The 22,804-nt window shown below is 60.2% G+C and carries 24 protein-coding genes; 17 read left to right on the forward strand and 7 right to left on the reverse strand.

From position 1 onward, the window contains the following. Positions 1-109 precede the first annotated feature (109 nt). Complete coding sequence (locus PRI8871_RS11030) at positions 110-1,288, forward strand: ammonium transporter (protein WP_108886284.1); 1,179 nt, start codon at positions 110-112, stop codon at positions 1,286-1,288. A gap of 232 nt (positions 1,289-1,520) precedes the next feature. Here PRI8871_RS11030 and PRI8871_RS11035 read toward each other — a convergent pair whose 3' ends face one another. Together PRI8871_RS11035 and PRI8871_RS11040 are read right to left on the reverse strand one after the other, a co-directional pair. Then, positions 1,521-2,147: a nucleoside/nucleotide kinase family protein gene (locus PRI8871_RS11035; RefSeq protein ID WP_108886285.1), complete on the reverse strand. Its 627-nt coding sequence runs from the start codon at positions 2,145-2,147 to the stop codon at positions 1,521-1,523. A gap of 65 nt (positions 2,148-2,212) precedes the next feature. Next, complete coding sequence (locus PRI8871_RS11040) at positions 2,213-2,656, reverse strand: type II toxin-antitoxin system RatA family toxin (RefSeq protein WP_108886286.1); 444 nt, start codon at positions 2,654-2,656, stop codon at positions 2,213-2,215. Positions 2,657-2,725: 69 nt separating this feature from the next. Here PRI8871_RS11040 and hpt point away from each other — a divergent pair, with 69 nt between their 5' ends. Beyond that, positions 2,726-3,262 carry a hypoxanthine phosphoribosyltransferase gene (gene hpt, locus PRI8871_RS11045; RefSeq protein ID WP_108886504.1) on the forward strand — a complete coding sequence of 179 codons (537 nt, stop codon included), beginning with the start codon at positions 2,726-2,728 and terminating at the stop codon, positions 3,260-3,262. Between the two features lie 3 nt (positions 3,263-3,265). Here the strand turns inward: hpt and PRI8871_RS11050 are convergent, their stop codons facing one another. Then, the gene (locus PRI8871_RS11050) at positions 3,266-4,132 is read right to left on the reverse strand and encodes a LysR family transcriptional regulator (protein ID WP_108886287.1); all 867 of its coding nucleotides are present in this window, start codon (positions 4,130-4,132) and stop codon (positions 3,266-3,268) included. A 98-nt stretch (positions 4,133-4,230) separates the two neighbouring features. On the opposite strand from PRI8871_RS11050, the gene PRI8871_RS11055 reads away from it, so the two are divergent. After that, positions 4,231-4,686, forward strand: a complete 456-nt coding sequence (locus PRI8871_RS11055) for a c-type cytochrome (protein ID WP_108886288.1) — start codon at positions 4,231-4,233, stop codon at positions 4,684-4,686. Between the two features lie 38 nt (positions 4,687-4,724). Beyond that, positions 4,725-5,573 carry a c-type cytochrome gene (locus PRI8871_RS11060; protein ID WP_245897837.1) on the forward strand — a complete coding sequence of 283 codons (849 nt, stop codon included), beginning with the start codon at positions 4,725-4,727 and terminating at the stop codon, positions 5,571-5,573. A gap of 49 nt (positions 5,574-5,622) precedes the next feature. On the opposite strand, the gene lipA is transcribed toward PRI8871_RS11060, so the two are convergent. Beyond that, complete coding sequence (lipA, locus tag PRI8871_RS11065; protein ID WP_108886506.1) at positions 5,623-6,573, reverse strand: lipoyl synthase; 951 nt, start codon at positions 6,571-6,573, stop codon at positions 5,623-5,625. A gap of 299 nt (positions 6,574-6,872) precedes the next feature. Between lipA and PRI8871_RS11070 the strand changes: the two genes are divergently transcribed. Beyond that, entirely contained in the window at positions 6,873-7,415 is a 543-nt protein-coding gene (locus PRI8871_RS11070) for a peroxiredoxin (RefSeq protein WP_108886289.1), read from the forward strand. A 60-nt stretch (positions 7,416-7,475) separates the two neighbouring features. On the opposite strand, the gene PRI8871_RS11075 is transcribed toward PRI8871_RS11070, so the two are convergent. Then, positions 7,476-8,396 (reverse strand): hydrogen peroxide-inducible genes activator, encoded by a 921-nt coding sequence (locus tag PRI8871_RS11075; protein WP_108886290.1) that lies wholly within the window; start codon positions 8,394-8,396, stop codon positions 7,476-7,478. A gap of 93 nt (positions 8,397-8,489) precedes the next feature. Between PRI8871_RS11075 and PRI8871_RS11080 the strand changes: the two genes are divergently transcribed. Beyond that, positions 8,490-9,932, forward strand: coding sequence for a catalase (locus tag PRI8871_RS11080; protein ID WP_108886291.1), 1,443 nt, complete (start codon positions 8,490-8,492; stop codon positions 9,930-9,932). Between the two features lie 51 nt (positions 9,933-9,983). Here the strand turns inward: PRI8871_RS11080 and PRI8871_RS11085 are convergent, their stop codons facing one another. Continuing rightward, on the reverse strand, positions 9,984-11,039 hold the full coding sequence (locus PRI8871_RS11085; RefSeq protein ID WP_108886292.1) for a DUF6456 domain-containing protein: 1,056 nt from the start codon (positions 11,037-11,039) through the stop codon (positions 9,984-9,986). A 238-nt stretch (positions 11,040-11,277) separates the two neighbouring features. Between PRI8871_RS11085 and PRI8871_RS11090 the strand changes: the two genes are divergently transcribed. Continuing rightward, positions 11,278-11,577 (forward strand): DUF6477 family protein, encoded by a 300-nt coding sequence (locus tag PRI8871_RS11090; protein WP_108886293.1) that lies wholly within the window; start codon positions 11,278-11,280, stop codon positions 11,575-11,577. Here PRI8871_RS11090 and PRI8871_RS11095 read toward each other — a convergent pair. After that, positions 11,574-13,118, reverse strand: a complete 1,545-nt coding sequence (locus PRI8871_RS11095) for a trimethylamine methyltransferase family protein (RefSeq protein WP_108886294.1) — start codon at positions 13,116-13,118, stop codon at positions 11,574-11,576. The two genes, PRI8871_RS11090 and PRI8871_RS11095, sit on opposite strands and share 4 nt — an antisense overlap. A 274-nt stretch (positions 13,119-13,392) precedes the next feature. Here PRI8871_RS11095 and guaA point away from each other — a divergent pair, with 274 nt between their 5' ends. The 10 genes from guaA to PRI8871_RS11145 all read left to right on the forward strand — a co-directional run bounded on the left by guaA (position 13,393) and on the right by PRI8871_RS11145 (position 22,764). Continuing rightward, on the forward strand, positions 13,393-14,964 hold the full coding sequence (gene guaA / locus PRI8871_RS11100; protein WP_108886295.1) for a glutamine-hydrolyzing GMP synthase: 1,572 nt from the start codon (positions 13,393-13,395) through the stop codon (positions 14,962-14,964). Between the two features lie 98 nt (positions 14,965-15,062). Then, positions 15,063-15,788: an endonuclease NucS domain-containing protein gene (locus PRI8871_RS11105; protein ID WP_108886296.1), complete on the forward strand. Its 726-nt coding sequence runs from the start codon at positions 15,063-15,065 to the stop codon at positions 15,786-15,788. Positions 15,789-15,913: 125 nt separating this feature from the next. Then, complete coding sequence (locus PRI8871_RS11110) at positions 15,914-16,192, forward strand: putative quinol monooxygenase (protein WP_108886297.1); 279 nt, start codon at positions 15,914-15,916, stop codon at positions 16,190-16,192. Continuing rightward, on the forward strand, positions 16,189-17,064 hold the full coding sequence (locus PRI8871_RS11115) for a DMT family transporter (protein ID WP_108886298.1): 876 nt from the start codon (positions 16,189-16,191) through the stop codon (positions 17,062-17,064). The genes PRI8871_RS11110 and PRI8871_RS11115 overlap by 4 nt, the downstream gene beginning before the upstream one ends. Positions 17,065-17,173: 109 nt before the next feature. After that, a complete protein-coding gene (locus tag PRI8871_RS11120; RefSeq protein WP_108886299.1) occupies positions 17,174-18,328 on the forward strand; it encodes an OmpP1/FadL family transporter in 1,155 nt (384 codons plus the stop codon). A gap of 120 nt (positions 18,329-18,448) precedes the next feature. Beyond that, positions 18,449-19,357 carry a DMT family transporter gene (locus PRI8871_RS11125; RefSeq protein WP_108886300.1) on the forward strand — a complete coding sequence of 303 codons (909 nt, stop codon included), beginning with the start codon at positions 18,449-18,451 and terminating at the stop codon, positions 19,355-19,357. A 56-nt stretch (positions 19,358-19,413) separates the two neighbouring features. Continuing rightward, positions 19,414-20,286, forward strand: coding sequence for an ATPase (locus PRI8871_RS11130; protein WP_108886301.1), 873 nt, complete (start codon positions 19,414-19,416; stop codon positions 20,284-20,286). 27 nt (positions 20,287-20,313) lie between these two features. After that, positions 20,314-20,832 carry a peptide deformylase gene (gene def, locus PRI8871_RS11135; protein ID WP_108886302.1) on the forward strand — a complete coding sequence of 173 codons (519 nt, stop codon included), beginning with the start codon at positions 20,314-20,316 and terminating at the stop codon, positions 20,830-20,832. A 12-nt stretch (positions 20,833-20,844) separates the two neighbouring features. Continuing rightward, entirely contained in the window at positions 20,845-21,798 is a 954-nt protein-coding gene (locus PRI8871_RS11140; RefSeq protein ID WP_108886303.1) for a homoserine O-succinyltransferase, read from the forward strand. A gap of 12 nt (positions 21,799-21,810) precedes the next feature. After that, positions 21,811-22,764: an alpha/beta fold hydrolase gene (locus tag PRI8871_RS11145; protein WP_108886304.1), complete on the forward strand. Its 954-nt coding sequence runs from the start codon at positions 21,811-21,813 to the stop codon at positions 22,762-22,764. Positions 22,765-22,804: the final 40 nt, after the last annotated feature.

A 22,804-nucleotide genomic window follows, 5' to 3' on the forward strand; every position in this document is an offset into this window, starting at 1 on the left:
CAAATAGCTCATTCTATAAGCGCTATTTTCGCGTGATGCGGCTTTTTTTATCGCCCCAAATACGGTTCCTCCGCTTCCAACAATCCTGAAAAAGGGAAGGAAGGGGACTATGAACGGAGCGGATACCGCTTGGATCATCGTGGCAACGGCACTTGTGCTGTTCATGACGTTGCCGGGACTGGCGCTGTTTTACGGGGGCCTTGTGCGCGCCCGCAACGTGCTCAGCGTATTCATGCACTGCTTTGCCATCGCCTGCTTGATGAGCGTGCTTTGGCTGGTGGCGGGCTACTCGATCGCCTTTGGCGACGGCAATGCCGTTTGGGGCGGACTTGGCAAGGCCTTCTTGCTGGGCATCGACGCAGACACCGTATCGGGCACCCTGCCCGAGGTGCTGTTCTTTGCCTTCCAGATGACCTTTGCCATCATCACCCCGGCGCTGATCGTCGGTGCCTATGTGGAACGCGTCGGCTTTGGCTTTGTGCTGCTGTTCTCGGCGCTGTGGATGCTGCTGTGCTACGCACCGGTCACCCACTGGATCTGGGGCGGCGGTTTCCTGGCCGATGGCGGCATCTTCGGTGATACCGGCGTGAAAGACTTCGCAGGCGGCATCGTTGTGCACGAAACCGCAGGTCTGGCCGCGCTGCTGATCGCGATCGTGCTTGGCCCGCGTAAAAACCAGACAACCCCGCCGCACAACCCCGGCTACGTCATGATCGGCGCAGCCATGCTGTGGGTCGGCTGGTTCGGCTTCAACGGCGGCTCGCAACTGGCAGCCGATGGCGGCGCAGCCATGGCGCTGACCGTGACGCATATCTCGGCGGCCACCGCGTCTCTCAGCTGGGCGCTGTGGGAACGGATCAAGTTCGGCAAATCCTCGCTCGTGGGCATCGTCACCGGCACCATCGCAGGCCTTGCTTCGATCACACCCGCCTCTGGCTTTGTCGGCCCGATTGAGGCGCTGATCATCGGTGCCATCGCAGGCATCCTGTGCCAGGAAGCCGTTGGCGTGATCCGCAACACCCTGAAGATCGACGACACGCTGGACGTCTTCGCGGTTCACGGAGTCGGCGGCATCTTCGGCACGATCATGATCGCCGTCTTCGGCGCAGGCTCTTGGGCTGCGCAGCTGGGCGGTCTGGTTGTGGTCGGCGTCTTCACAACCGTGGTCACGCTGGTGCTGATCTATGTGGTCAAAGCCATCACGCCGATCCGCGTCGACAAAGACACCGAAGTTCAGGGCCTTGATATCACGGTCCATGGCGAACGCGCCTACGATCACAACAGCTGATCAACACATCACAAAAAACCAAGAAGGCGGGCCAATCGGTCCGCCTTTTTCATGCGCCCTTCACGCGCCCCCCGCCCTGCTTCTTCTCTTTGATAAATACCGCCGGGGGTGAATTGAGCCGCAGGCTCAAAAGGGGGCAGCGCCCCCTAACACCGCCCGGCGCACCAGCGACGGGCTTCCCCTGCGCCCCGGAACGGGGCACAATTGGTTCACCAAGAACGGCTATCCGGGATCACCGGCAAAGATAGTCCGGCGCGATGCTGCCATGGATCACGGCGCGGCCATTGGGCAGATCGTTTTCATCCAGCTTGAACCCGATTTCCTCCTCGGTCAGCCCGTACCCCTCCCAGCGCCCCCGCAACCGGCGGCGCAATTCCTCTTCGGGCACATCAATCATCACAGTCACATCAAACAGCGGCGCAAGGTCCGACCAAGGGGCGCGGTCCAGCAGCAGGTAATTGCCCTCGACCAAAATCAGCCGCGCCGCGCCGCCGATCAGCCGTGCACTCCCGCGCGAGATCTCAAGATCGCGGTCAAACACCGGCACGGCAACCGGGTCTTCGGCATCCCCGCGCAGCCGCTCCAACGTCATGCGCAGCCCGCCCACGTCAAAGGTATCGGGTGCGCCCTTCCACGGACGGCGGCCCAGTTGGTGCAGCACCGCATCGTCGAAATGAAACCCATCCATCGGCAGGATCGCCACCGCATCGCCCGCGCCCAGCATCTCGGCCAGACGGTCCACCATGGTCGATTTGCCAGACCTTGGCGCACCGGCAATCGCCATGATCTGCCGCCCGCCGCCGGCCAGAAGCCCGCGCGCCACATCCGCCAATCCGGCGATATCAATGTCTTGTGTCATGTCCCCTCCGCGCACATGGCCTGTCTGCGCAAAGGTAGCGCCGCGCCCATTCGCGCGGTAAACCCTTAGCCGTAAAGCTCATCCGCGCGGCGTTCGAAGGCGCGCACGATCCGCTGCATCGCCTCATAAAAAAACATGCCCGCCGCACCCTGCAAAATCCGGCTTTTAAACTCAAAATCCACAAAGAACGACACTTCGACCCCGCCGTCGACATCCTTGAAGGCCCAGTCGGATTTCATATGCCGAAACGGGCCGTCCAGATATTCGGTCTGGATCTCATGCTTGCCCGGCCACAGAACCACCCGGCTGCCGAACCGTTCGCGAAAGACTTTGAAGCTGATCACAAGATCGGCCAGCATCTCGGCATGATCGCCCTGTTCATTGACCGAGCGAATGCGCGCTGCCGCCGTCCAGGGCAGAAACTTCGGATAGCTGGCCACATCGGCCACCAGATCATACATTTGCTGGGCCGTGTAGGGCAGCGTGCGGGTCTCAGAGTGGGTCGGCATGTCGCCCCGTTTTGTCGTGACAGTGGCCTGTCATGTCGTATGCTGCGCCGCAAAGATCAAGGGGAAGACATGTCAGAGCGTCCTTATGTCATCGACGAAATGATCTCGGCCAAGGCGATTGCCGCCCGGATCGAGGATCTATGCCGCGACATTCACAAGTCCTTTGCCGACACCGAAAAACTGGTTGTGGTGGGGCTGCTTCGCGGATCGTTCGTGTTCATTGCCGATCTGGTGCGCGAACTCGACCTGCCGGTTGAGGTCGATTTCCTTGAGGTGTCCTCCTATGGTGATGCGATGGAATCCAGTCGTGAAGTGCGGGTGCTGAAGGATCTGCGCGGGGGGATCGAAGGCCGCGACGTGCTGGTGGTCGAAGACATTGTCGACACCGGCCACACCCTCAGCCATGTGACCCGGCTTTTGCTGTCGCGCAACCCGGCGCGGCTTCGGACGATTGCCTTGCTGGACAAACCCTCGCGGCGCGAAGCGGATTTCAAGGCCGATTGGATCGGGTTCGAAATCCCCGATGAATTCGTGGTGGGCTACGGGATCGACTTTGCGCAGCGCAACCGCAACCTGCCCTTTATCGGCAAGGTGCGCTTTACCTAAGGCCTAGGCCGCTTCGCCCTTCAATTGTGGGGCCATGCGGCGCAAAGAGCTGGCCAATGCGCGGCGCAGTCCCAAAATGCGCGGGTTGTCTTCCAGATCGGCATGGCACGCCACCCAGAGCGGCACCGATGTCGGCGGCATCCCCGTGCCGCTGCAACGGGCCACCCCAGACAGGCTATCGCCCAGCACACATGGCAAGATCGCCATTCCCATCCCCGCCTGCGCCAGCTTGGCCAGAACGCAAAAGCTATCGGCCTGCCCATTGATCTGTTCGGGCGCGATGTGATGCGCCATCCATCGCCCCGGCAGCGATTGCGCCAAAGTCCCGGTCAGGCCCAGCCATGTGCCGGGGGCCGATGCAGCGGCATATACGGCAAACCCCATGTCGACCACCTGTTCGCCTACCATATCCGCCGCAAGGCTGGTGGCCGGGCGCAATGTGACATCGGCCTGCAATCGGGCCATATCCAAGTGGTGATTGGCACAGATCAGCGCCACATGGTCCGGCGCGATCCGGCGGGCGATGCGCGGCATGGCCTCGCTCAGCACGGTTTGGCACAGCGTATCGGTCGAAGTCAGGCGCAGCACACTGCCCTTGCCGCTGGCCCCACCCGCCATCAGGCGCGTCACCGACTGCATCGCCGTTTCGGCTTCGCGGGCCGCTTCGATCACGGCGGCGCGGTCCGGGCGCAACCGATACCCCTGCGCCGAGCGTTCAAACATTTGGCCGCCCGTCGTCTCCTCAAAGGCCGAAATCCGGCGCAGCACGGTCGCGTGATTGACCCCCAATTCGCGCGCGGCCGCACTAACAGAGCCTGTGCGCGCAACGGAAAGTACAAACCTAAGATCGTCCCAATTGGGGCTGTGCATGAATCGTGACCCGCTTCGCAAGAATTAAGAGTTCATTTGTGACCATAGCCGGTCATACTGATCGAAAGTCATCACATTTTATGTGCGGGAGAACTGAAATGTATAAAACAATTGCTTTGGTCGCCGGTCTGGCCCTTCTGGCCACCCCTGCTATTTCGCAGAACATCAACGGCGCGGTGAAGGCCCGCCAAGGCCAGTTTAACGTTCTGGCCATCAATCTTGGCGTTCTGGGCGGCATGGCCAAGGGCGAGATTGAATATTCCGCCGAGGCCGCGGGTGCCGCCGCAGATTCGCTGGTCGGCGTGGCAATGATCAACCAAGCCCCGCTTTGGCCCGCCGCTTCGGATGAAATGGCCATCGACGGCACCCGTGCCAAGGCCGACATCTGGGACAATTGGGATGATTTCCAGTCCAAGTGGGATGCGCTGGGAACCGCTGCTGCCGCGATGAAAGTCGCAGCCGCTGAAGGCCCCGATGCAATCGGGCCGGCTCTGGGTGCGCTTGGTGGTGCATGTAAGGCGTGCCACGAAGCATACCGCGCCCCTGCGAACTGAAACACGTGATCAGTTTTAAGGCACTGAGAAGACTGGCAGTGGCCGCGCTATGCGTGGCCGCTGCTGGTCTTTTTGTCACCCGCCCCGCCAAATTGCCCGATGGGGCACTTGATGGGCTAAGCGCCGATCCGGCAAACGGCGAACAGGTGTTCTATGCGGCAGGGTGCATTTCGTGCCACGCGGCCCCCGGCACCACTGGCCCGGCCAAGCTGACATTGGCGGGCGGGCAGGCATTCCCGTCAGATTTCGGCACCTTTATCGCGCCGAACATTTCGCCCGATCCGGACCATGGGATCGGCGGTTGGACCTTGTCGGAATTTGCCTCGGCCCTGCGCTATGGCAGCAGCCCGGATGGTCAGCATTACTACCCGGCGTTCCCCTATACCGCATATGCCCACATGACCGATCAGGACATCGCCGATCTTTGGGCCTTCTGGCAAGGCCTGCCACCCAGCGATGTGCCAAGCCAGCCGCATCAGGTCGGGTTCCCGTTCAACATCCGCGCCAGCCTTGGTGGCTGGAAAATGTTATTCATGTCAAAGGACTGGGTGGTCGCGGACATCCCCTCGCCTGAGGTGGAGCGTGGGCGCTATTTGGTTGAGGCTTTGGGCCATTGCGGCGAATGCCACACCCCGCGCAACGCGCTTGGCGGGCTTGATACCGCGAACTGGCTAGGCGGCGCGCCCAACCCGTCGGGAAGCGGCAAGATCCCGTCCTTGGCCGCACTGGATTGGGCGGCTTCGGACATCGCCTATTACCTCGAAACCGGCTTCACCCCCGATTTCGACAGCGCGGGCGGTCACATGGCTCCGGTCGTTCAGAACTTTGCCCGCCTTCCCGCCGCAGACCGGGACGCGGTCGCCGCCTATATCAAGGCGCTGCAATAAAAAACGCGGCCCACATTCGGGGCCGCGTTTTCGCAATTCGCAGGCAGGGTCACTGGCGCGATAGCTTCGCCTCGCGGTTGGTGCGCAGACGGGCGAAATCGTCGCCGGCGTGATAGGACGACCGGGTCAAAGGCGTGGCCGAGACCATCAAGAACCCCTTGCCATAGGCGGCCTTTTCATAGGCTGCGAACTCTTCGGGCGTAACAAAGCGATCCACCCGGTGGTGTTTCGGCGTCGGCTGCAAATACTGGCCAATGGTCAGGAAATCGATGTCAGCGGCGCGCATGTCTTCCATCACCTGCATCACGGCCTGACGGTCTTCGCCAAGGCCAACCATGATGCCCGATTTGGTAAAGATCGACGGATCCAGTTCCTTGACCCGCTGAAGCAGGCGCAGCGAATGGAAATACCGCGCACCGGGCCGCACTTCGGGGTACAGCCCCGGCACGGTTTCAAGGTTGTGGTTGAACACATCCGGCTTGGCCGCGACGACGGCTTCCAGCACTTCAGGCGCGCATTTCAGGAAGTCGGGCGTCAGAATTTCGATCGTGGTCTTGGGCGAACGATGCCGCACGGCGCGGATGGTCTGGGCAAAATGTTCTGCCCCGCCATCGTCCAGATCGTCCCGGTCCACCGAGGTGATAACAACGTGGTTCAGGCCCAGTTTGGCCACCGCATCGGCAACCCGGCCCGGCTCAAACGCATCCAAGGACTGGGGTTTGCCGGTGGCGATGTTGCAGAAGGTGCAACCACGGGTGCAGATTTCGCCCATGATCATCATGGTCGCGTGGCCCTGGCTCCAGCATTCGCCGGCGTTCGGGCAGCTGGCCTCTTCGCAGACCGTGACCAATTTGTTTTCGCGCATGATGCGGCGCGTTTCGTTATATCCTTCGCCGCCGGGCGCCTTTACGCGAATCCAGCTGGGCTTTTTCGGCTGGGCGTTGTCCGGGCGATGCGCTTTTTCGGGGTGCCGCTGCTCAGGAATTTTCAGATCACGCATGTTTTTTGCCTTTACGCCGTTTTCGCCGCCGATTTTTAGCATATGATAGACGCGGGGCGAGTACCAGTACCGCATAGCTGTCATGCAGCGGCGCATCCCCAACGTAGAGAGTGGCCCCACGTCCTTTCCGCACATATTTTTTGCGCGGAAAGGGCGTTCACTTCTTAGATCCGTCAAACTTGGGCTTTCGGATTGACACCATTTAGAATCCTTCTAAGTTCCCGGTCTGTAGTTGCTGCGCATGCAGCATGAATCGGTTCCATGGAATCGCTGACCAGTTGAAAACCTGAGAGGATCAGATGAAAGCAGGCGTCACCCTTCCCAATGTCACCTTCAAAACCCGCGTTCGTGATGAGGCCGTTGGCGGCCCGAACCCGTTCCGCTGGCAGGACGTGACCACCGCAGATTACTTCGCAGGCAAGCGCGTTATCCTGTTCTCGCTGCCGGGTGCGTTCACCCCCACCTGCTCGACCTACCAGCTGCCGGGCTTTGAGAAGAACTTTGCCGAGTTCCAGAAACTGGGCATCGATGCAATCTACTGCATGTCGGTCAATGACAGCTTTGTCATGAACAAGTGGGCCGAATCGCAGAAGCTGGAAAGCGTCAAAGTCATCCCCGATGGCTCGGGCGAATTCACCCGCAAGATCGGCATGCTGGTCGCCAAGGACAACCTGGGTTTTGGCGCGCGCAGCTGGCGCTATGCCGCCATCGTCAAGGACGGTGTGGTCGAGGCATGGTTCGAAGAGCCGGGCCTGTGCGACAACCACGGCGAAGACCCCTATGGCGTGTCGAGCCCGGAAAACCTGCTCAAGCACCTGAACGAAGCCGTCCAGCCCGCATAAGCGGAGGCCAGAGGTTTCAGAAAGGCCCGCCGTTTTGGCGGGCCTTTTTCTATGGGCGGCCTAGATATCGGCGCGGGCTTGGTTCACCAGCCCCTGCCCCACCTCGGCAAAGCGCGCGGCCAATGCGGTGAACCAATCGCTTTGGCTTGACGTGGCCCGGCGGACCAGCCCGATTTGCCGGAACGGCTGCGGGTCAGAAAACCGCACCAGCCGCATTTCCGGGGTGGCCAGCCGTTCCGTCGGCACAGCCAATTCCGGCAACAACGTCAGCCCGAACCCCGCCCCCACCAATCGCGACAGCGTGGCCAGCGACGAAGCCCCCATATTGATCCGGCCCGTGCGTTCGCGGCCGCATACCTCTAGCGCCTGGTCGGTCAGGCAATGGCCGTCCTCAAGCAACATCAGTTGCGACCCCGAAAGCATCTCGGGGCGCAGGCGCGACACGTTCAGCGCATCCAAGCGCGCAGCGCTGCCCGCCAGCAAAAACCGATCTTCGAAGAGTGGCACGGCGGCAAACCCTTCCGGGTCGACCGGCAGCGCCATCACAACCGCATCCAATTCCCCCTGTGCCAAATGTGATAGAACCCGGTCGGTCTTGCCCTCGGTCACTTCGACATCAAGCGCAACGTCCTCGCTGCGCAGGGCGGCCAGCGCTTCGGGCAGGAAATAGGGCGCAATCGTCGGAATAACACCAAGCCGCAGCGTGCGCCCCACCCCGCGCCGATCTTCGGCCTGTTGCTGCAATCGGCCAACGTCGCGCAGCACCCGTTCGGCCACTTCCAGCACCTCGCGGCCCAGTGGTGTCAGGATCGCCGCGCGCGGCGTCCGTTCGATCAAGGGCGCGCCAAGCGTGCGCTCAAGCTCTTGGATTTGCACGGAAAGCGCCGGTTGCGTGACGTGGCACATCTCGGCCGCGCGGCGGAAATTCTGCTGATCCGCGACGGCCTTGAAGTAGGTCAGTTGTTTGAGCGATATTGTCATTAGAAAAATCTATCACAAACAAAAATTCTTACAATTGGAACTAATCACATATCGGGCGCATTTTACCTTCAATCACAAACTGGAGGGAGCCAAATGACAAAGCGACTCACAACCACCGGCGGCGCACCGATTGCCGACAACCAAAACTCTCTGACGGCGGGCGCACGCGGCCCCGTTTTGATGCAGGACTACCAGTTGATCGAAAAGCTGGCCCATCAGAACCGCGAACGTATTCCCGAACGCACCGTCCACGCCAAGGGCTGGGGCGCGTTCGGCACGCTGAAAATCACTGGTGACATCAGCAAATATACCATCGCCAAGGCGCTTCAACCCGGCGCGCAAACACCGATGCTGGCGCGGTTTTCCACCGTTGCGGGCGAACAGGGCGCAGCAGACCATGAACGCGATGTGCGCGGCTTTGCGCTGAAATTCTACACCGAGGAAGGCAACTGGGATCTGGTGGGCAACAATACGCCCGTCTTCTTTATCCGTGACCCGTATAAATTCCCCGATTTCATCCATACGCAAAAACGCCACCCGGCCACCAACCTGCGCTCGCCGACGGCGATGTGGGATTTCTGGTCGCTTAGCCCGGAATCGCTGCATCAGGTGACGATTCTGATGTCGGATCGCGGCTTACCGACCACGCCAATGAATATGAACGGCTACGGCAGCCACACCTTCAGCTTCTGGAACGCCGATGGGGAACGGTTCTGGGTGAAGTTCCACTTCAAAACCCAGCAGGGCCACGCCCACTACACCAATGCCGAAGGCGAAGCGATCATCGGTAAAACGCGTGAGGGCTATCAAGAGACTCTGTATGGCACCATCGAGGGAGGCGATTTCCCGCGCTGGACGGTGCAGGTGCAGATCATGCCCGAGGCCGATGCCGACAAGACCAGCTATAACCCGTTCGACCTGACCAAGGTTTGGCCGCATGACGAATATCCGCCGATTGAAATTGGCGTGATGGAGCTGAACCGCAACGCGGCCAACTACTTCGCCGAGATTGAACAGGCCGCCTTTAGCCCGTCGAACGTGGTGCCGGGCATCGGGTTCAGCCCCGACAAGATGCTGCAAGCGCGGATCTTCAGCTATGCCGACGCGCATCGCTATCGCCTTGGCACGCATTATGAGGCCCTGCCAGTGAACCAGCCGAAATGCCCGGTCCATCACTACCACAAAGACGGCAACATGAACTTCATGGGCCAGATGACCGGCCATCGTGATGCGTACTATGAGCCGAACAGCATTGCGGAATCTGCCAAGCAAGACCCAAGCGTGGCGGAACCGCCGCTGAAGATCTCGGGCGATGCGGATCGGTACAACCACCGCGACGGCAACGACGATTTCGGCCAGCCGCGCGCCCTGTTCAATCTGTTTGACGATGCGCAAAAAGCCCGCCTTTACAGCAATATCGCAGCCGCGATGGGCGGCGTTCCAGCCGATATCGTTGAGCGTCAGTGCAAGCTGTTCGACCAAGTCCACCCGGACTATGGCAAAGGCGTCCGCGATGCGGTCGCGGCGAATGCCTAATCAGGACTGCCCGTAAAAAGAAACGCCCCGGAGATCCTCCGGGGCGTTTTCTTACCCGATCAAGCCACCACCCGGCCCGATTACATCGTCATAGTGTCGGCGCAATCGCTGTAATGCGATGCGCAGCACCACCTTGCCAGACCGCGACGACCAGCCCATGCGCTGTTCGGTCTTTTCCAGCCCTTCCATATAGCAGCAGCACCGCAGCGCCACATCGCCCAGCCCCGGCCCCAGTTCGGCCAGTGCGGCGGCCAGCCGGTCCTTGGCCGATGACATCGCCTTGGGGCCGGTGGATTGCGATGGCCCCGTCAGGAACCGATCCCAATTCTGGGCCACGCGCGGGCCGATCTGGGCCAGTTCGAAATCTTCCATCAGGCGCTCGCCCGCTGCGACCAACTCGGGGGTCAAAAAAGGGCGGCCATCCTTATCGCGGCGACGCGCCAGCGTGTGCAGGGGCGATTCAGTTGCGCCAGCCCGGCGGGCGTTGGCCGATGGGCCAAAATCAAACCCGGCTTGCGCCTCGGCAAAGCCGACGGCTTGATTTTCGCTGCCAGCCACCAATTCGCGCAGGGCTGACCGGCCCGCCGAAGTGATATGATAGCGCGACACGCGCCCCGGTGTGCGGCAGGCGATCCAGTCTTTCAGAGCCATCGCCTGCGCCGTCGCAGCCGAGACGACCGTCTTGGCCGTATCTGGCGCTGCTGTATCGCCATCAATCACAACGGCATTGGCCATGCCTTCGGCAACCGCCAGAACGGCCCCGGACCGGCACAGGTGGCGCAACGCGGTCATGGCCTCTTGGTCAAACTGGTCTTTGGTGTCGTCATCCGAATTCGGACTAATGCGGCCTGTCATGGCGCGGTTGCTCCTTTGCGGCGGTGATTGAGTTTCTGGGCCAAGCCGCTTCAACGCTGCGTCCACCAGCGGGTCATCTCGCTGGGCTTCGATCTTGCGAACGCGGCGCAGAACGGTCGACGCATGGCAGCCGGTTTGGCGGGCCAAGCTGCGGATCGAAACACCGTGTTCGGTATGGGCCAAGTACAGGCGTGCATTGTCTGGCACCCAATCGGGCACCGTCATGGACAAGGGCGAGCAAACCTCGGACATGGTCAGGCTCCTTCAATTTTTGGTTGTATTTTTATCCACTGCTCCACCCACAGACTTATCCCCATACCCCTCAGCTAGGCGGCGATTTCTTTCGCGTTCGTTAACATTGAAACGCTTTCGAAAGGATCATTGCGAAAAGGTAAACAGTTCTGAAGGCACCGAGCGGAGTCTGCCGCAACACGCAACACCCTTATAGGTTGTGCAACGCTGCCAATCGGAATCACTTGGAGGCTGTGAAATGCAAGACACCCTGACCCGTTTGGCCCTGCTGAAACGCCCGCCGCTGCTGGTACGCTCGGCCCGGTATGGCGCACAGGTCTACCGCCGCACGCCGCATCTGTACCGGCTGCTGGGCTACTGCGCTGGCATCCGCCACGGCGAGGCCGTCTTGCGCCTGATGGATATCGAAGAAGACCTGAACCGCAAACGACTGGCGGCTGACGCAGGATACTCCGTCAGCCGCCATGTCGAGGTTCTGTCAGCCCTTGTTGGCGAAGCGCAGCACATGCACGACTCCATCGCGGGCGAAGTTGCTTAGGTGAAGGCGTCGGGCATCGAGGCCTTCTTGTTGGCGACATAAGCGGCCAGCGCTTCGGCAATTGCCGGGTCCAGCGCGGGCTGCTGATAGGTGGCCAGCATTTTCTCAACCCGAGCCGAGGCCAGCGCCTGCGAATCCCGCGCGCCTTCTTCGTCCCAAGTTTCAAACGGTTTGTAATCAAGGACATTGGTCCGCCAGAAGGCATCCTTGAAGTTGGCCTGCGTGTGGTCACACCCCAGGAAGTGACCGCCCGGCCCAACTTGGCGCAGCGCGTCCATGGCTTGCGCATTGTCATCATAGGCCACGCCCTGCGCCATCTTGTGCAATGCGCCCAGCTGGTCGGCATCCAGAACGAATTTCTCGAACGAGGACACAAGGCCCCCTTCCAGCCATCCGCAGGCATGTAGCATGAAGTTCACGCCGCCCATCAACGCCGCATTCAGCGTGTTGGCCGATTCATAAGCCGCCTGCGCATCGGGCAGTTTCGAGCCGCACAGCGCCCCGCCCGAGCGGAACGGCAGATTCATCCGGCGGGCCAACTGGCCTGCGCCATACAGGATTTGCGACGCTTCGGGCGTGCCAAAGGTCGGCGCGCCGCTGTTCATGTCGATCGAGGTCACGAAGGCGCCGAAAATCATCGGCGCGCCGGGACGGACAAGCTGCGAATAAGCGATCCCGGCCAGAACCTCGGCCAGAACCTGTGTCAGCGTCCCCGTCACCGACACCGGTGCCATGGCCCCGCCCACGATGAAGGGCGACAGGATACAGGCCTGATTGTTCGCGGCATAAACCTCAAGCGAGCCCATCATCACGTCGTCGAAGGTCAGAGGAGAGTTCACGTTGATCAGCGAGGTCATCACCGTGTTGTGCTGCACGAATTCCTTACCGAACAGGATTTCGCACATTTCAACGCTGTCGCGTGCGCGGCTGGCTTCGGTCACAGACCCCATGAAGGGCTTGTCCGACAAGGTCATATGGGCGTGCAGCATATCAAGGTGACGCTTGTTCACCGGAATGTCCGTCGGCTCGCACACAGTGCCGCCCGAATGGTGCAGCCACTTGGACATATAGCCCAGTTTCACAAATTTGCGGAAATCTTCCATGGTGGCATAGCGACGGCCGCCTTGCGCGTCTCGGACAAAGGGTGGGCCATAGACCGGCGCCAGAACCAGCGACTTGCCACCGATTTCGACATTGCGTTCTGGGTTGCGGGCATATTGGGTGAAGGTCGAAGGCGCGGTCTTGCACAGCTCTCGCGCCAGCCCGCGCGGAATGCGGACCCGTTCACCGTTTATATCGGCCCCGGCCTGACGCCAACGATCCAGCGCCGCGGGGTTGTTGACGAAATTGACGCCGACCTCAGCCAGAAGGGTTTCGGCGTTTTCTTCGATGATCTGAAGCGCTTCTTCGTTCAGCAGATCGAATGTCGGGATATTGCGTTCAATATACTTGGCCGTTTCAATGCTGACCGCCGTGCGCGACGCGCGGCGCGCGGCGCCTCCACCGCTGCGGGACCGTCTGGCTGTGGTTACGTCTGTCATGTCTCACCCTCGGGATGGTTCGCGGCTGTTTCCGCTGTCTTGGCAATTTGTTTAACCCATCACTAAACCGGCCCGCATACAGATTGCGGCGCGCGAGGGTGAAAAGCGACATAGGCCAGTTTTGCATTTGATCGGGTTGAGGGGGCTGTCTGCCCCCTCTGGCCCGTGCCGGGCCATTCACCCCCGAGGAATATTTAGGGTCAGAAAATGCGCAAAGGCGTGTCCAATTCATCTGAGGCCTTGCCAGTTTGCCCGTGCCGAATTAGGGGGAAGCATGACCCAGACATCGCATGACCGCCTCCTCATTATCGACTTCGGCAGCCAGGTGACGCAGTTGATTGCGCGCCGCCTGCGCGAGCTGAATGTCTATTGTGAAATCCACCCCTACCAGAACGTGACCGACGCGTTTCTGGCCGAGTTTGCCCCCAAGGCCGTGATCTTTTCCGGCGGGCCGGATTCGGTCATGCGCGACGGCAGCCCTCGACCGCCGAAATCGGTCTATGATCTGGGCGTGCCGATCCTTGGCATCTGCTATGGCCAGCAGGTCATGATGCATGATCTGGGCGGCAAGGTAGAAGCGGGCGAAAGCCACACCGCCGAATTTGGCCGCGCCTATGTGACGGCGACCGATGCCAAGCTTGATCTGCTGAACGGCTGGTTCATGGACGCCACGGGCCGCGAGCAAGTTTGGATGAGCCATGGCGACCACGTGAGCGAGATTGCGCCCGGCTTTGAGGTCTATGGCACCTCGAAGGGTGCGCCCTTTGCGATCACCGCCGATGCGGAGCGCCGGTTCTATGCTGTGCAGTTCCACCCCGAAGTGCATCACACACCCAATGGCGCGACGCTGTATGAAAATTTCGTGCGCATGGCCGGATTCTCGGGCGATTGGACGATGGCCGCTTACCGCGAAGAGATGATCGCCAAGATCCGCGAACAGGTCGGCGACAAGCAGGTGATCTGCGCGCTGTCTGGCGGCGTGGATTCCTCTGTCACCGGGATTCTGCTGCATGAGGCCATCGGCGATCAGCTGACTTGTGTGTTCGTCGATCATGGCTTGCTGCGCCTCAATGAGGCCGAACAGGTCGTGAAGATGTTCCGCGAGAACTATAACCTGAACCTGATCCACGCCGATGAAAGCGATCTGTTCCTTGGCGCGCTTGAGGGGGTTTCTGACCCTGAGGTCAAGCGCAAGACCATTGGCAAGTTGTTCATCGACGTCTTCCAGAAATACGCCGACCAGATCGAAGGCGCCGAGTTCCTGGCGCAAGGCACGCTTTATCCTGATGTGATTGAATCGGTGTCCTTCTCGGGCGGGCCGTCGGTGACGATCAAATCGCACCACAACGTGGGCGGTTTGCCGGAGAAGATGGGCCTGAAGCTGGTCGAGCCGCTGCGCGAGCTGTTCAAGGACGAGGTCCGCGCGCTGGGTCATGAGCTGGGCCTGCCGGCGTCGTTCATTGGCCGCCACCCCTTCCCCGGTCCGGGTCTGGCCATTCGCTGCCCCGGCGAGATCACCCGCGAGAAGCTGGAAATCCTGCGCAAGGCCGATGCGATCTATATCGACCAGATCCGCAAGCATGGCCTTTACGATGAGATCTGGCAGGCCTTCGCCGCCATTCTGCCGATGCGCACCGTGGGCGTGATGGGCGACGGGCGCACCTATGACTATGCGCTGGCGCTGCGGGCCGTGACCTCGGTCGACGGGATGACCGCCGACTACTACCCGTTCACCCATGAGTTCCTTGGCGAGACCTCGACCCGGATCATCAACGAGGTCAAGGGCGTGAACCGCGTGTTCTACGATTGCACCTCGAAGCCGCCGGGCACGATCGAGTTGGAGTGATTTGATCAAAACGCCCTCGCAATTTCCGAGGGCGTTTTCTTTTCGCGGAATTCGGACTACCTTCTACTTAAAGTGGAAATTCAACTCCGAGACCTTCAATGCATTGTGATTATCCCGATTGGCTACGACAAGCCGTACCCAGCGATTCTACGTTTCAAACGAAACTAAGTGAGCTCAGGCGTGTCGAACGAGAATACGGCGATCTCGATACTTTGTACGATGAAGATGAACTGGTTAGCCTCATCGACGATTTAACTTACTCAGTCTCGGACGCCAGAGAAGGCAGAGCGAACCCCTCGAAACTACGTATCGAGGGCGATATTCGAAACAACCTTGCCTCGTATAAAAGTGCGGTTATGAAGTATGCGCGTTTTCGACAAGATGTCGAAAGCGAGGCCGCTAGGCCAGCAGCCACCGCAACAGTCGGCGCTCGGGATGCCGACGATATCGGAGACGCTCGAGCTTTTTCTCTGGAAAAAGACTTGCAAGCGGCCCTTAGGGCAAATTTGAATCAATTGGAGGACGGACTGACTATCATTGATGGCGGTGCCGAAAAGTCGGTGCCGTCCGGTTTCATAGACATACTTGCGCGCGACAAAAATGGTTATGTTGTCGTCATCGAGCTTAAAGCAGTCAAAGCGCGACGCGATGTCATCGGACAGACTTTGGCCTACATGGGAGACATTGCACTTGAGGCGGATAATGTCAGAGGCATCATTGTCGCGCCTGATTTCGACGAAAAGGTGATATCGGGGGCTCGTGTCGTTGATAAATTAACCTTACATCGCTACCAGTTTACCTTTACCTTCAACCCGATTGGGTAAGGGTTGTTCTTTGGATGAACAATTTTTGACTGTTATTCTTGCTTTAATTTCATAATTGAAACCGGTTTTTCTGGGCTTGCCCCTGCCCTGCCTTCCGGTCCACTGTCGCCGCCGGAGGAAGACCGATGACAGCACCAAAGATCCGTTTGCGCGGGGCGATGACTTGCCCGCCTGAGAGCGCCCCTGCTGTGCGCGCGGCATTGCCTGATCATATCCGCCTGACGCGGGCCGAGCCGGGCTGCATCCGCTTTGATGTGACGGAAACCGCGCCGGGGGTGTTCACGGTCGAGGAGCTGTTCACCGATCAGGCCGCTTTTGATGCCCACCAAAGCCGCACCCGCGCCAGCGCTTGGTTTGCGGTCACCCAAGATTTCCCGCGCGACTATTCGGTGGTTTCGGAATGAACGATACTCTCAAAGCCTGTCTGTGGATGATCGGCGCCGTCCTCAGCTTTACCTCCATGGCGATTGCCGGGCGGGCAGTCAGCTATAATCTCGATACGTTCGAGATCATGATGTATCGCAGCTTTATCGGCGTGACGATTGTCTTTGCCTTGGCCAAGGCCACCGGCACCTTCCACCACATTCGCCCCAATAAGATGGGCCTGCACACGATCCGCAACATCAGCCATTTCACCGGGCAAAACCTGTGGTTCTATTCGATCACCGTCTTGCCCTTGGCGCAGGTCTTTGCGCTGGAATTCACCATGCCGCTTTGGGTGATGGTCATGGCCCCGTTTGTCTTGGGCGAGGCGCTGACACGTAGCCGCGCAGTTGCGGCGCTGATTGGGTTTATCGGTATCCTGATCGTGACGCGGCCCGATCCGTCGACCTTTAGCTTTGGCATGATCACAGCGGCCTGCGCCGCCATCGGCTTTGCCGGATCGGCTGTGTTCACCCGCCGCCTGACCCGGACCGAGCACACCGTCAGCATCCTGTTTTTCCTGACCGCGATGCAATCGGTGTTTGGCCTTGTCTGCGCTGGCTTCGACGGGGATATCGCGCTGCCGACCGCTCAGAACATCCCGTGGATCATCGTTATTTCGCTGGCCGGGCTGACCGCGCATTTCTGTCTGACCACCGCGCTGGGGCTGGCCCCGGCGGCGGTTATTGTGCCGGTGGATTTCGCCCGCTTGCCGATTATCGCGATTGTCGGGATGGTTCTTTATGATGAAGGCATCGACATATACGTCTTGATAGGCGCGCTGATTATCTTTGGCGCGAACTACTTCAACATTCTGCGCGAAACACGCTTAAGACGAGAGGCCGGCGCTTAAGTTGACGTTACGGACACCTGCGTAAAGTTACGTTCGGTCAAAATTGACCTCATTTTAATTCTGCTTCTACCGTTAGACTTGGAGGAGAATAATAAGGGATGAGGGTCTCATGAAAATCGCTCTGGCAGCGGCGTCTTTTGCCGTTCTGGGGGCCACGTCAGTGGCCGCCGGTGGCATTGAACGCGCCAACAACAACTACGGGCTGCTGTTTACGCCCGGCGACCAAATCGAGCTGACGTTTTCGCATGTGAAACCGACGGTATCTGGAAGCTATAGCGCTGGTCTGACCGCGCTTGGCGGATCGGCCACAACCGGAAACATGGCGAATAGCTACACCAATCTCGGGTTCGGTTATAAGAACGATATCAACGACAAGCTGGCCATCGGCCTCTACGTCAACCAGCCTTATGGCGCTGACGCGGCTTATACCAGTGGCTTCTACAAGGGCCTTGCCGCCACTTGGGAAAGCTCGCAAATCGCGGCGCTGGCCAAGTACAAGCTGGCAGATCGAATCTCGGTCTATGGCGGTGCACGCTATGTGCGCAGCTCGGCCAATATATCGATCCCGGACCAGATGATCCGCGGCAAGTTGGCGGGGATCAGCCCGGCCCACCCCGGTCTGGCAGCCCCGGCAGGCACCCTGCGCTATGACGCGAAGGGCGAACAGGATGGCCAGTGGGGCTATGTGCTGGGCGCGGCCTACGAAATCCCGGAAATCGCGATGCGAGTCGGGCTGACGTGGGAATCGGCGATGACCCACAACTTCACCACCACCGAAACGGTGACAGGTCTGGGTGTGAACGCCACTGGCAAAACAAAGGTCGAAATGCCCCAATCCGTCGCACTGGACTTCCAGACCGGCGTTGCGGCTGGCACGCTGGTCTTTGGTCAGATCAAGTGGACCGAATGGTCGAAGTGGGAAGTGCGCCCGCCTGCGTATAACAGCGTCGCAAACGAAGCGATCACCGGCTTTGACAATGACACGACGACCTATCGCCTTGGCGTTGGCCGTCAGTTCAACGAACAACTGTCCGGCTTTGCGCAGGTCACCTACGAAAAGAAAAACGGCGGCATTGCATCGCGCCTTGCCCCGACCGATGGCCGTCAGAGCATCGGCATCGGCATGCAGTACACCAAGGACAACATGAAAATCCGTGGTGGTCTGGAATATGCACAACTGGGCGACGCGGTTGATGGGACCGGCACCCAGTTCAAAGGCAACAGCGCAACGGGCTTTGGCCTGTCTGTCACCTTCGGGTTCTGAGTGCACCCGTAGAAAACAGCTTGATGCGCCGCTGGGAACAGCGGCGCATTTTCGTTGGCCCTTTACCGAAGGCGCAAGAAGCGGGTCGGCAGACCCCGCCCGGCGCGTTACCAATCAACCATGACACAGAAAACCCTTTCCCCCCGAGCCTGGGCCGATCTGGCTTTGCTCGCCTTTTTCTGGGGCGGCGTCTTTTTGGCCGTTCGCGTGGCACTCGACGAAATCGGCCCACTGACGGCGGTCCTGTTCCGCGTGACCATTGGCGCAGCGGCGCTTTGGGGTATTGTCTGGTTCAAGCGTGAACCCGTGCCGCGGGGCAAGGGTTTTGTCATCGGCGCAGCAGGCATGGGCATCTTCAATAACATCGCCCCTTTCTGCCTGATGGCTTGGGCGCAGTTGCACATCCCATCGGGCCTTACATCGATCTTCAACGCGACCACGGCGCTGTTTGGCGTGGTTCTTGGCGCCATCGCCTTCGCGGACGAGCGGCTGACCCTTCGGAAAGCAATTGGCGTCTTGGTCGGATTTGGCGGCGTGGCTTGGGCCATCGGGCCAGATGCGCTGCATGACTTCGACCTGACCTCACTGGCGCAATTGGCGGTTTTGGCGGGCACCCTGTCTTATGCGGTGGCGGGCATCTGGGGGCGCAAGCGGCTGGCGGGCGTATCGCCGCTGGTGGCCGCCGCTGGCATGTTGACCGCCAGCACGGCGATCCTGCTGCCCATCGCGCTTTGGGTCGAGGGGCTGCCAACCTTCGCCTATTCCGCCGCCACATGGGCCGCCATCGTCTATTACGCGTTGGTCGCGACCGCACTGGCCTATCTTCTGTACTTCCGGGTTCTGGCCATGGCGGGCAGCGGCAACCTGATGCTGGTCACGCTGCTGATTCCTCCGGTGGCCATCACTCTGGGCGCTTTGGTGCGCGGCGAGACCCTGCCGCACAGCGCTTATGCTGGCTTTGTGATCCTGACGCTGGGCTTGGCGGTGCTGGATGGGCGAATCCTGAAGCTGGGCAAGACAAAGGTTTGACGAGTCGACGGATTCCCGCGTACCACACGCGGCAACACGACTTGGGGACTTGAACCATGATCTATTCTTCCGCCGCCGAGTGGCGCGATGCGCCGCATAAGCGCGTTGTCCTGTTTGCAATGTCCGGGCTGGGCAAAACCCATGTGTCGGACATTCTGCGCCGGGCCGGAAGCTGGTTCCACTACTCGATCGATTACCGGATCGGCACGCGATACATGGGCGAACATATCGTCGATTCCTGCATCCGTGAGGCGCGGCAGAACCCCTACCTGCGCGAAATGCTGGACAAGGACGCGATCTATATTTCGCCCAACGTGCACACCCATGATCTGACCGCTGTTTCCACCTATCTGGGCAAGCCCGGTGACGCCAGCAAAGGCGGGCTGAGCTATGACGAATACACCCGCCGTCAGGCCCAGTTCAAAGCGGCCGAAGAAAGCGCCTTGCTGGACACGGGACATTTCATTCAGCGCGCCGAAAAAGTTTATGATTACAGCAACTTCATCTGTGATACCGGCGGGTCAATCTGCGAATGGGTCGACCCTGCCGACAGCCGTGACAAGATCCTGAACGCCCTGTCATCGAACGCGTTGATGGTGTGGATTCGCGGCACCGAGGAACATACCGCCGAACTGATCCGCCGCTTTGACCGCGCGCCGAAACCGATGGCCTATCAGCCCGAGTTTTTGCAGCAGGCCTGGCAGGACTACCTTGACGAAAAAGCCATCGCCCCCGAGGCCGTGGATCCCAACGCCTTTATCCGCTGGACCTATGCCGCCGCGCTGGCCCATCGCCAGCCCCGGTACGAGGCGATGGCCCGCAATTGGGGCATCACGGTTGAGGCCAGCGATATCTACGCCGTGCGCACCGAGGCTGATTTTGTCGATGTGATTGCACGCGGGCTTGAGGACTCAGTCAAAACCGCCTAACTCCGGCAGACTGACCGAGGAAGACCAATGGAAGATAGCCTGCTGCTGCCGCTAGATCACCCGATGCTTGAGACGGTCTCGGACGATGTGTCCGAGTTCGACGGTCGTATTGCGGAACTGGCAGACACGCTGCTGGAAGTGCTTGACCACGAAGGCGGGGCGGCGCTGGCGGCGGTGCAAATCGGTGCGCCGGTGCGCATGGTTGTGGCCGACGCGGTGGACCATACGGGCGAACGGCAGCGCGTGGCGCTGGTCAATCCGCGCATCACCACCCGATCCGAAGAACGCGCCACCCAGCATGAAAGCTGCCTGTCCATGCCGGGCTATTTCATCCCGGTGCCGCGCTATGCGCTGATTGAAGTGGCCTTTGAAACGCTGGAAGGTGAAACCGGTACGATTCTTGCAGGCGGGCCTTTGGCCGTCTGCTTGCAGCAAGCGATCGACCTGACCAACGGAATTCTGTTCATTGACCGGGTCGCGCCGCTGCATCGCGCCCAGTCCGACGATATCTCTAAAACCGCCCGACGCCGGGCCATTCTGCACTAAGGACCAAATCCAATGCCGATCAAACTTCCTCAGGACCTGCCCGCCTATTCCGTGCTCTCGCACGAAGGCGTGATGGTCATGCCCGAGGAAACGGCATCCAAGCAGGATATCCGTCCAATAAAGATTGGCTTGCTCAATCTGATGCCGAAGAAGATCCAGACGGAGAACCAGTTCGCCCGTCTGATCGGTGCAACCCCGCTTCAGATCGAATTTTCGCTGATCCGCATGACCGATCACGAGGCGCGCAACACCGCCGCCGACCACCTCGAAGCGTTCTACCGTCCCTTCTCGGACGTTCAGGCCTCGGGTGAAAAATTCGACGGGCTGATCATCACCGGCGCGCCCATCGAACATTTGCCCTTCGAAGAGGTGACCTATTGGGAAGAACTGACCCGCGTCTTTGACTGGACGCAGACCCATGTGCATTCGACCTTCGGCGTCTGCTGGGGCGGCATGGCGATGATCAACTACTTCCACGGCGTCAAGAAACACATCCTGAACGAAAAGCTGTTCGGCTGTTACCGTCACGCCAATCTGGCACAGCAAAGCCCCTATCTGCGCGGTTTTTCCGATGATCTGGTGATGCCCGTCAGCCGCTGGACCGAAATGCGCCGCGATGAAATTGAAACGGCGGGCCTACCCATCCTGCTCAACTCGGATGAGGTCGGCCCGGCATTGGTCGAAGACCCGGCACACCGGGCGCTCTATGTGTTCAACCACCTGGAATATGACAGCGGCACGCTGAACGAAGAATATCAGCGCGACCTGAAAAGCAACCAGATCGAAGGCGCGGAAATTCAGATGCCGGTGAACTACTTCCCCGGCAATGATCCAACCCGCAAGCCGCAGAACCGCTGGCGCAGCCACGCTCATCTGCTCTATGGAAATTGGGTGTCTGAGATCTATCTTACAACTCCATATGACATGGCGCAGATCGGCCAAGCGAGCACCGACCTGCGCAAGTAAGCGCAGGGGGTAATGGCATTGCGATATCTGGTGGCTTTGGCGATCGTCCTGATCGCTTTTTGGGGCGTAACCCTTTGGAAAGCTGCGCGGAATGAAGCGCGGTCTGAGGCGGCCTATCCCCCAATCGGCGATTTTCTAACCGTCGATGGGCACCGGGTTCATTTCGTCCAAATGGGCAATGGCCCCGATGTCGTGCTGATCCACGGGGCCTCGGGCAATGTGCGGGACATGACCTTTTCGCTGGCGGGCAAGCTGGCCGATCACTATCGCGTGACGGTGTTTGACCGCCCCGGCCTTGGCTATAGTGATCGGATCAACACCACAGGCGCGACGATCACCGATCAAGCTGCCGTTCTGGCGCAGGCCAGCGCCCAGCTTGGCCTGACCCGCCCGTTGGTCGTGGGCCAGTCCTACGGCGGCGCGGTGGCGCTGGCATGGGGCGTAACTCAGACCGACAACCTGTCCGCGCTCGTCCTGCTGGCCCCTGCTGCCAAACCCTGGGAAACGGGCCTGTCCACCTATTACAAGATCACCTCAAGCTGGCTGGGCGCGCGCCTGGCGGTTCCGGTCCTCACCGCTTGGGTGCCCGACAGCGTGGTTGACACCGCGCTACAGGACATCTTTGCCCCGCAAACCGCCCCGGCAGGCTACGGCGCCTATATCGGCACTGGCCTGACCCTGCGCCGCGTGTCCTTGCGGGCCAATGCCGCGCAACGCGCCAACCTGCTGTCCGAGATTGAGGCCCTGCACGACCGTTATGGCGAAATCGATGTCCCGGTCGAAATCCTGCATGGCGATGCCGATACCACTGTCGGCCTGCACATCCATTCCGTCCCTCTGTCCCAGCAGATCGAAGGCGCAAACCTGACCACCCTGCCCGGCATTGGCCATATGCCCCAACACGTTGCCGAACCTCAGGTCATTCAAGCAATTGACCGCGCCGCATCGCGCGCGGGTTTGCGTTAAGCCGATTTACATCCCATATTGAACGGCAGAGCAGATAGAG

It is taken from the genome of Pseudoprimorskyibacter insulae, assembly GCF_900302505.1.
Taxonomy (GTDB): Bacteria; Pseudomonadota; Alphaproteobacteria; order Rhodobacterales; family Rhodobacteraceae; genus Pseudoprimorskyibacter; species Pseudoprimorskyibacter insulae.